The organism is Actinomadura sp. BRA 177 (assembly GCF_013372625.1).
GTDB lineage: Bacteria > Actinomycetota > Actinomycetes > Streptosporangiales > Streptosporangiaceae > Spirillospora.
Genome location: NZ_JABXFD010000595.1, coordinates 1 through 7,152 on the forward strand (window position 1 = coordinate 1; position 7,152 = coordinate 7,152).

Below are 7,152 nucleotides of genomic sequence, written 5' to 3' on the forward strand. Positions count from 1 at the left end.
TTCTGTGTGTGCGAGATGTGTAGGTGTGCTGTCATGTTCTTATTTTTTTGTAAGGGTGGGGTGGCCCCGAGAGCCTCCCCTTGCCTCTTCGACGCCGGCGTCGGCTGGGTCTCCCGGACGGGCGCGCGCCCGTCCCCCTCGGCCCGCCCCTCGTACGGCGCGGTGTCGCCCCGCTCGGCGATCCACGCCTCCCGCAGCGCGGGCAGCCCCCGGCGGACATCGGTCTCCTGCGCCGGATCGGTGTACGGCCCCGACGTGTCGTACAGGACGACGACGTCGCCGTTGGTCAGCGGCACCTCCCGCATCGGGACCCGCACGTCCGGGCGCGACCCCTGCAGGTAGGTCTTGCGGGCAGCTGGAACCACACGTTCTGTCATGACGACCCGATCTCTCCCTACGCCGGCATTACCCGGTCAGGTTCATGCGGTCAGCGGCCGTCCCAGCCGCTATCTCAGCCCGGTTCGCCGGACCCCCGCGATCTGTCGCCCCCGACGCTAACCCGCCGCACCCCCGTTGCCGCAACCGCCGCCGCCGGGGTAGAACGCGCCCGCGCGACGGCCTGAGAAGATCGGGGCATGCCTTACCAGGAGTTCGCGCTCACCCCGGTCGGCCATGTCTCGTCCATCCTGACCGACCGGGCGTCCGCGCCCAAACAGGGCACCGAAGGCGCGCCGGAGGCGTGGCTGGTCTTCGAACCGGCCGTGTTCCCGGCGCTGGACGGCCTCCGCCCGGGCGACCGGATCTTCGTCCTGACGTGGCTGCACCTGTCGCCGCGCGACGTCCTGAGCGTCCACCCGCGCGACGACCCGTCCACCCCGATGCGCGGCGTGTTCGCGACCCGCTCCCCGGACCGCCCCAACCCCATCGGCCTGCACCCGGTCGAGATCCTGGAGGTCACGGGCCGCCGCGTCCGCGTCCGCGACCTGGAGGCCCTGGACGGCACCCCGATCCTGGACGTGAAGCCCATCCTCCCCTGCGAACCCGGCACGTAGCCCACCCCGCGCGGTCAGCACGTCGAGTGAAAGAGCCCGCCGACGGCCTCGGTCTCGGCCAGCGAGTTATAGAGCGCGACCGCCCGGGTCGTCTCCTCCACGTGCACCTCGACTCCGGCGTCCTCCAGGACCTTGAGCGTCTCGGGCATGGTCCGCAGGCGCAGCCGCATGCCACGGCTGAGGACGACCACCGTGCATCCGCGGTCGAGCAGATCCTGGACGTCGCCCGGCTGGATGCCCGGCTCGTGCCTGGTGCCGTGCTCGGATCAGTCCCACTCGCGTCCGCCGCCCGGATAGAGCTTGAAGTCCTTGCCGCCGTGCAGGCCCTCCACCTCCATGCGGCCCCACGAGATGTGCGTGATCCGGGGTGATCTCTCCATCGCGCTCCCTTCCCTCGCTCTCTCGATATCACGCGCTGCCGCCGGAGATCGGCGTCGCCGCGTACCGGACCGTCCAGGAGGCCCTGACCAACGTTGTCAAGCACGCCGCCGCGGAGCGTGTCTCGGTGGCGCTCGCGCGGGACGGCGGCGGGTTCGTCGTGACCGCCGTCCTCCCGCTCGCGGACGCCGTCAGCCCGCGGTGACGTCGGTCGGCTCGCCGGTTCACGCGGCGCCGTCCGTCCGGTGGATGTGATGAATGCCATCCTCGGCGGGGTCTTCGCCCGGTTCGACTTGTCCGCCGGGAATCTCCCAACCTCGGTGGCGTATGAACCGGTGCCGCCGGATCAGCAGCGCCCGGCCGTGCCCGTCCGCCGCCGCCACGTCCGCCGCGGGTCGCACCGGATGGACGCCATCGGGGGCTTTCCAAGCCTTACCGGTAGGGTCAGGATCAAGGGGGACCAGGGGAGGCGAACGCGTCGGTGAGCACACTGCAGGAAGCCCCGCAGGACCGGATCCTCACGGTGCCGAACATCCTGAGCCTGGCCCGGCTGGTGGGCGTCCCGCTGTTCCTGTGGCTCATCCTCGCCGAGGCGGACTGGTGGGCGCTCGGCGTGCTGGTGTTCGCCGGCCTGTCCGACTGGCTGGACGGCAAGCTGGCGCGCGCGCTGAACCAGACCAGCAAGCTCGGGACGGTGCTCGACCCCGCCGCCGACCGGCTCTACATCCTCGCCACGCTGATCGGGCTCACCATCCGCGACATCATCCCGCTGTGGCTGGTGGTGCTGCTGGTCGCCCGCGAGTTCGCGATCCTGCCGATCGCGCCGGTCGTCCGGCGGCTGGGGTACGGCGGCACGCTGCCCGTCCACTTCATCGGCAAGGCGGGCACCATGTGCCTGCTCTACGCGTTCCCGCTGCTGCTGCTGGGCGACCATGACGGCGGCGCGGCGACCGTGGCGAAGATCGTCGGATGGTCCTTCGCCATCTGGGGGACGGGCCTGTACTGGTGGGCCGCCGCCCTCTACTGGACGCAGACGCGGCAACTGGTGCTGGCCGGCCGCGGCTCGCCCCCGGCCTCCGGGCCGGACACCGCGCACGATCCGGATGAGCGGGGCGATCCGGGCGCGGAACCGCCGGCCGGCGAGCAGAAGGGAGCTGAGACCCCCCGATGAAGGCCGTCGTGATGGCGGGAGGCGAGGGGACGCGGCTGCGTCCGATGACCGCCAACCAGCCCAAGCCGCTGCTGCCGCTCGTCAACCGGCCGATCATGGAGCACGTGCTCCGGCTGCTGAAGCGGCACGGGTTCACCGAGACCGTCGTCACCGTCCAGTTCCTCGCCGCGCTGATCCGCAACTACTTCGGCGACGGCGAGGAGCTCGGCATGTCGCTGAGCTACGCGACGGAGGAGATCCCGCTCGGCACCGCCGGCAGCGTCAAGAACGCCGAGGAGGCGCTGCGCGACGACCGGTTCCTGGTGATCTCCGGGGACGCGCTCACCGACATCGATCTCACCGACATGGTGCGGTTCCACAAGGAGAACGACGCGCTCGTCACGATCGGGCTGAAGCGCGTCCCGAACCCCCTCGAGTTCGGCATCATCATCGTGGACGACGAGGGCCGCGTGCAGCGGTTCCTGGAGAAGCCGACGTGGGGCCAGGTGTTCTCCGACACCGTCAACACCGGCATCTACGTGATGGAGCCCGAAGTCCTCGAACACGTCGCGGAGGGCGAGTCCGTCGACTGGTCCGGGGACGTGTTCCCGAAGCTGCTCGCCGAGGGCGCCCGCCTGTTCGGCTACGTGGCCGACTGCTACTGGGAGGACGTCGGCACCCACGAGAGCTACCTCAAGGCCCAGGCCGACATGCTGTCGGGGCAGGTCGGCATCGAGCTGGACGGTTTCGAGATGTCGCCCGGCGTGTGGGTCTCCGAAGGGGCCGAAGTGGACGCCGAGGCCGTCCTCAAGGGCCCCCTCTACATCGGCGACTACGCGAAGGTCGAAGCGGGCGTCGAACTGCGCGAATACACCGTCCTCGGCAGCAACGTCGTCGTGAAGGAAGGCGCGTTCCTGCATCGAGCGGTCGTCCACGACAACGTGTTCGTCGCGCCGTCCACGAACCTGCGCGGGTGCGTCGTCGGCAAGAACACCGACATCATGGCCGGCGCCCGCGTCGAAGAGGGCGCGGTCATCGGCGACGAGTGCGTCATCGAGGCCGAGGCGTACGTCTCCAGCGGCGTGAAGGTGTACCCGTTCAAGACGATCGAGGCCGGCGCGGTCGTCAACACCAGCGTGATCTGGGAATCGCGCGGCCAGCGCAACCTGTTCGGCCCGCGCGGTGTCTCCGGGCTCGTCAACGTCGAAATCACCCCCGAACTGGCGGTGCGGCTGGCCAGCGCCTACGCGACCACCCTGAAAAAGGGCTCCACGGTCGTCACCGGCCGCGACGTCTCCCGCGCCGCCCGCACCCTGAAACGCGCCGTGAACAGCGCGCTCACCGCAAGCGCCATCAACGTCAACGACCTGGAGGCGACCCCGCTGACCGTTGCCCGGTTCGAGACCGGCCGCGAGGACGCCGTCGGCGGCATCTACATCCGCACCACCCTCGGCGACCCGCAGGGCGTCGACATCCTGTTCCTCGACGCCGGCGGAGCCGACCTGTCGCAGGCGGCGCAGCGCAAGCTGGAACGCGTCTTCGGCCGCCAGGAGTACCGCCGCGCCTTCCCCGGCGAGATCGCCGAACTCACCTACCCGCCGCGCGTCGTGGAGACCTACACGCGCGATCTGCTGCGCCGCGTCGACATCCGCGGCGTCCGCGAGGCGGGCTTGAAGATCGTCCTGGACTGCGCGGGCGGCGTCGCCTCACTCGTCCTCCCCAACCTGCTCGGCAAGGTCGGCGTGGAAGTTCTCACCCGCAACGCGGGCCTCGACGAGGCCAACCCGACCGAAACCCTCGCCGAGCGCATGCGCGACCTGGAACGCCTGGGCGACCTCGTCTCCTCCTCCCGCGCCGCGTTCGGCGTCCGCTTCGACCCGGTGGGCGAGCGAATCTCCCTCGTGGACGAGAACGGCGAGCTGGTCGGCGACGACCGCGCCCTCCTCGTCATGCTCGACCTGGTGGCGGCCGAACGCCGCGGCGGCAAAGTGGCGCTTCCAGTGACGACCACCCGCGTCGCCGAGCAGGTGTGCCGCTTTCACGGCGTCCAGGTCGAGTGGACGTCGACGTCCCAGGACGTCCTCACGAAGGCCGCCGCCCAGCCCAGCGTGATCTTCGCGGGCGACGGCCGCGGCGGTTTCCTCATGCCCGAGTTCAGCGGCACCGTCGACGGCATCGCCGCCTTCGTCCGCCTGGTCGGCCTGGTCGCCCGCACCCGCCTGACGCTGTCCCAGATCGACCGCCGAATCCCCGACGCCCACCTGCTGCGCCGCTCCGTCCCGACCCCGTGGGCGGCCAAGGGCAGCGTCATGCGCCACGTCGTGGAGGCCGCCGGAGACCGCACGATCGACACCACCGACGGTGTCCGAGTAGTAGAGGACGACGGCCGCTGGGTCCTGGTCCTCCCAGACCCGGCCGAGGCAGTGACCCACCTATGGGCCGAAGGCCCAGACGCCGACGCCGCCCAGTCCCTCCTAGAAGAATGGGCCACCGTAGTAGAACGCGCCGGCTCCTAACCCCCTCAACTGCTCTTGGCAAGGCTGGCTTTTGGTCAGTCCAGCGGGATGTCGTCGGGGTTCTCGGTCGCGAGGTCGGCGAGGACGGTCAGTGCGTGCGACAGGGTCTCCAGGGGTGGTGAGGCCAGGCCGATGCGGACGGCGCGCGGGGCGGCGGCCGTTCCCACGACGAAGGCGGCGGCGGGGGTGACGGCGATGCCGCGCCGGGCGGCCGCCGCCACGAACGTCTCCGCGCGCCACTGCGGCGGCAGGTCCCACCAGCAGAAGTACGAGGACGGCCCGGACCGGACGGCGCCCGCGAGGCGTTCGGCGACGATCTCCTGGCGGGCCGCGGCGTCCGCGCGCTTGGCGCGGGTGATCTCCTCGACGGTGCCGTCGGTGATCCAGCCGGTCGCCGCGTCGAGCGCGAAGCGCGCGGGCCCCCAGGCGCCCGAGCGCAGCGCGGCGGCGACGCGTCCGGCCAGCGCGGCGGGCGGGACGGCGAACCCGAGACTCAGGCCGGGCGCGAGGCGCTTGGACAGGCTGTCGACCAGCACGGTGCGCCGCGCGGCCAGGCTCGCGAGGGGCTGCGGCCCGTCCTCGGGGAGGAACGCCCAGACGCGGTCCTCGATCGCGTCGAGGCCGAGCCGCTCCAGGGCGCCGGCGATCTCGACGCGGCGCTGCCACGGCATCGTCGTCCCGTGCGGGTTGTGGAGCGTCGGCTGGAGGTAGAGCGCGCCGAGCGGGGCCGCGCGGTGCGCGTCGGCGAGGGCGTCGGGGCGCAGCCCGTGCTCGTCGGCCGCGACCGGGACGAGCGTGACGCCGAGCCGGGCCGCGATGCCCTTGATCACCGGATAGGTCAGCGCCTCCACGGCGAGCCGCCCGCCCGGCGGCACGAGCGCCGACACGGCGCCCGCGATCGCCTGCCGCCCGTTCCCCGCGAACAGCACGGACTCCGGGGCGGGACGCCAGCCGGGAGCGGCCAGCAGCGCCGCCGCGGCCTCCCGGGCGGCGGGGGTCCCGGTGACCCGTCCGGGGCCGAGCGCCGCGTCCAGCACGTCCGGACGCAGGAGCCGCTCCATCCCGGCGGCCAGCAGCGTGCCCTGTTCCGGAATCAGGGGATAGCTCAGCTCCAGGTCGACCTTCGCCCCGGTGGGTTCCGCGAGTGCCGGGACGGGCGCGGGCCCGGCCGCCCGGACGAACGTGCCGCGCCCGACCTCGCCCCGGAGATCTAGCCTCAGATCATTCGAGCACACGGGAGTGCAATGATCTCGCTCACCGCCGCGGCGGCCGTCGCCGCCTTCGCACTCGGGCTCGTCCTGACGCCGGGCCCCAACATGATGTACCTTGTGTCGCGGTCGGTGACGCAGGGCCGCCGCGCCGGGCTGATCTCGCTCGGCGGCGTCGCCGCCGGGTTCCTGGTCTACGTCGCCGCCGCCACCGCCGGGCTCACCGCCGTCTTCACGCTCGTCCCAGCCCTGTACACGGTGATCAAGCTGGCCGGGGCGGCGTACCTGCTGTGGCTCGCCTGGCAGGCGCTCCGCCCCGGCGGCACGACGGCGTTCGCCCCGAGGGGCCTGCCCGCCGACCCGCCGCGCCGCCTCTTCACGATGGGCCTGGTCACGAACCTGCTCAACCCGAAGATCGCCATCCTCTACGTGTCGCTGCTGCCGCAGTTCGCCGACCCGGACCGCGGGCGCCTGGCCGTCCAGATCATGCTGCTCGGCCTGCTCCAGATCACCATCGCGATCACCGTGAACTGCCTCATCGTCCTCGGCGCCGGCGCCCTCGCCGCCTTCCTCGCGCGCCGCCCCGGCTGGCAGCGCGTCCAGCGCTACCTGATGGGCTCGGTCCTGGCCGCACTCGCCGTCCACATAGGGCTCTACCGTCCCGCCACCACCTGACGACTCCCGCTGCCGTATTGGCGGGGTGGGGCGCGGGTTCGGGCTGCGGGGCGTCGGGGACTTGCCATGATGGGGCGGTGATCGCACGACGGGACGACCCCGGTGACCGCCGGCCGCCCGGACGGCGGCGGCCCGGCGCCTCGCGGTCCGTCTCTTATACCCCTCTGGCGCCGCCGCCGCAGGGGGAAGGGGGAGTCCCGGCGGCGTGCGTACAATACTAAAACACAAACAGA

Annotated in this window: 8 protein-coding genes, 1 pseudogene and 1 riboswitch; of the genes and pseudogenes, 5 read left to right on the plus strand and 4 right to left on the minus strand. The window is 72.0% G+C overall.

Annotated features, from left to right (window positions below; all coding sequences use genetic code 11):
- A pseudogene (locus tag HUX53_RS33650) lies at positions 1–377 on the minus strand (hypothetical protein); the annotation flags it as partial.
- Positions 373–486, minus strand: a riboswitch (TPP riboswitch). It overlaps the preceding pseudogene by 5 nt.
- 89 nt (positions 487–575) lie before the next feature.
- Between HUX53_RS33650 and tsaA the strand changes: the two are divergent.
- Positions 576–992, plus strand: a complete 417-nt coding sequence (gene tsaA, locus HUX53_RS33655) for a tRNA (N6-threonylcarbamoyladenosine(37)-N6)-methyltransferase TrmO (protein WP_176407302.1) — start codon at positions 576–578, stop codon at positions 990–992.
- Positions 993–1,006: 14 nt separating this feature from the next.
- Here tsaA and HUX53_RS40370 read toward each other — a convergent pair whose 3' ends face one another.
- Positions 1,007–1,228 carry an MTH938/NDUFAF3 family protein gene (locus HUX53_RS40370; RefSeq protein WP_369009227.1) on the minus strand — a complete coding sequence of 74 codons (222 nt, stop codon included), beginning with the start codon at positions 1,226–1,228 and terminating at the stop codon, positions 1,007–1,009.
- Positions 1,229–1,359: 131 nt separating this feature from the next.
- Between HUX53_RS40370 and HUX53_RS33665 the strand changes: the two genes are divergently transcribed.
- Positions 1,360–1,575 carry a hypothetical protein gene (locus HUX53_RS33665; protein ID WP_176407304.1) on the plus strand — a complete coding sequence of 72 codons (216 nt, stop codon included), beginning with the start codon at positions 1,360–1,362 and terminating at the stop codon, positions 1,573–1,575.
- Between the two features lie 19 nt (positions 1,576–1,594).
- Here HUX53_RS33665 and HUX53_RS42775 read toward each other — a convergent pair whose 3' ends face one another.
- Positions 1,595–1,861 carry an NUDIX hydrolase gene (locus HUX53_RS42775; protein WP_176407306.1) on the minus strand — a complete coding sequence of 89 codons (267 nt, stop codon included), beginning with the start codon at positions 1,859–1,861 and terminating at the stop codon, positions 1,595–1,597.
- Here HUX53_RS42775 and HUX53_RS33675 point away from each other — a divergent pair.
- Together HUX53_RS33675 and HUX53_RS33680 are read left to right on the plus strand one after the other, a co-directional pair.
- The gene (locus HUX53_RS33675) at positions 1,852–2,541 is read left to right on the plus strand and encodes a CDP-alcohol phosphatidyltransferase family protein (protein WP_176407308.1); all 690 of its coding nucleotides are present in this window, start codon (positions 1,852–1,854) and stop codon (positions 2,539–2,541) included. The genes HUX53_RS42775 and HUX53_RS33675 overlap by 10 nt on opposite strands.
- On the plus strand, positions 2,538–5,036 hold the full coding sequence (locus HUX53_RS33680; protein ID WP_176407309.1) for a mannose-1-phosphate guanyltransferase: 2,499 nt from the start codon (positions 2,538–2,540) through the stop codon (positions 5,034–5,036). Before HUX53_RS33675 ends, HUX53_RS33680 begins: the two co-directional genes overlap by 4 nt.
- 35 nt (positions 5,037–5,071) lie before the next feature.
- On the opposite strand, the gene HUX53_RS33685 is transcribed toward HUX53_RS33680, so the two are convergent.
- Positions 5,072–6,271, minus strand: a complete 1,200-nt coding sequence (locus HUX53_RS33685) for a PLP-dependent aminotransferase family protein (protein ID WP_176407311.1) — start codon at positions 6,269–6,271, stop codon at positions 5,072–5,074.
- Between the two features lie 9 nt (positions 6,272–6,280).
- On the opposite strand from HUX53_RS33685, the gene HUX53_RS33690 reads away from it, so the two are divergent.
- Positions 6,281–6,919 (plus strand): LysE family translocator, encoded by a 639-nt coding sequence (locus HUX53_RS33690; protein ID WP_176407313.1) that lies wholly within the window; start codon positions 6,281–6,283, stop codon positions 6,917–6,919.
- Positions 6,920–7,152: the final 233 nt, after the last annotated feature.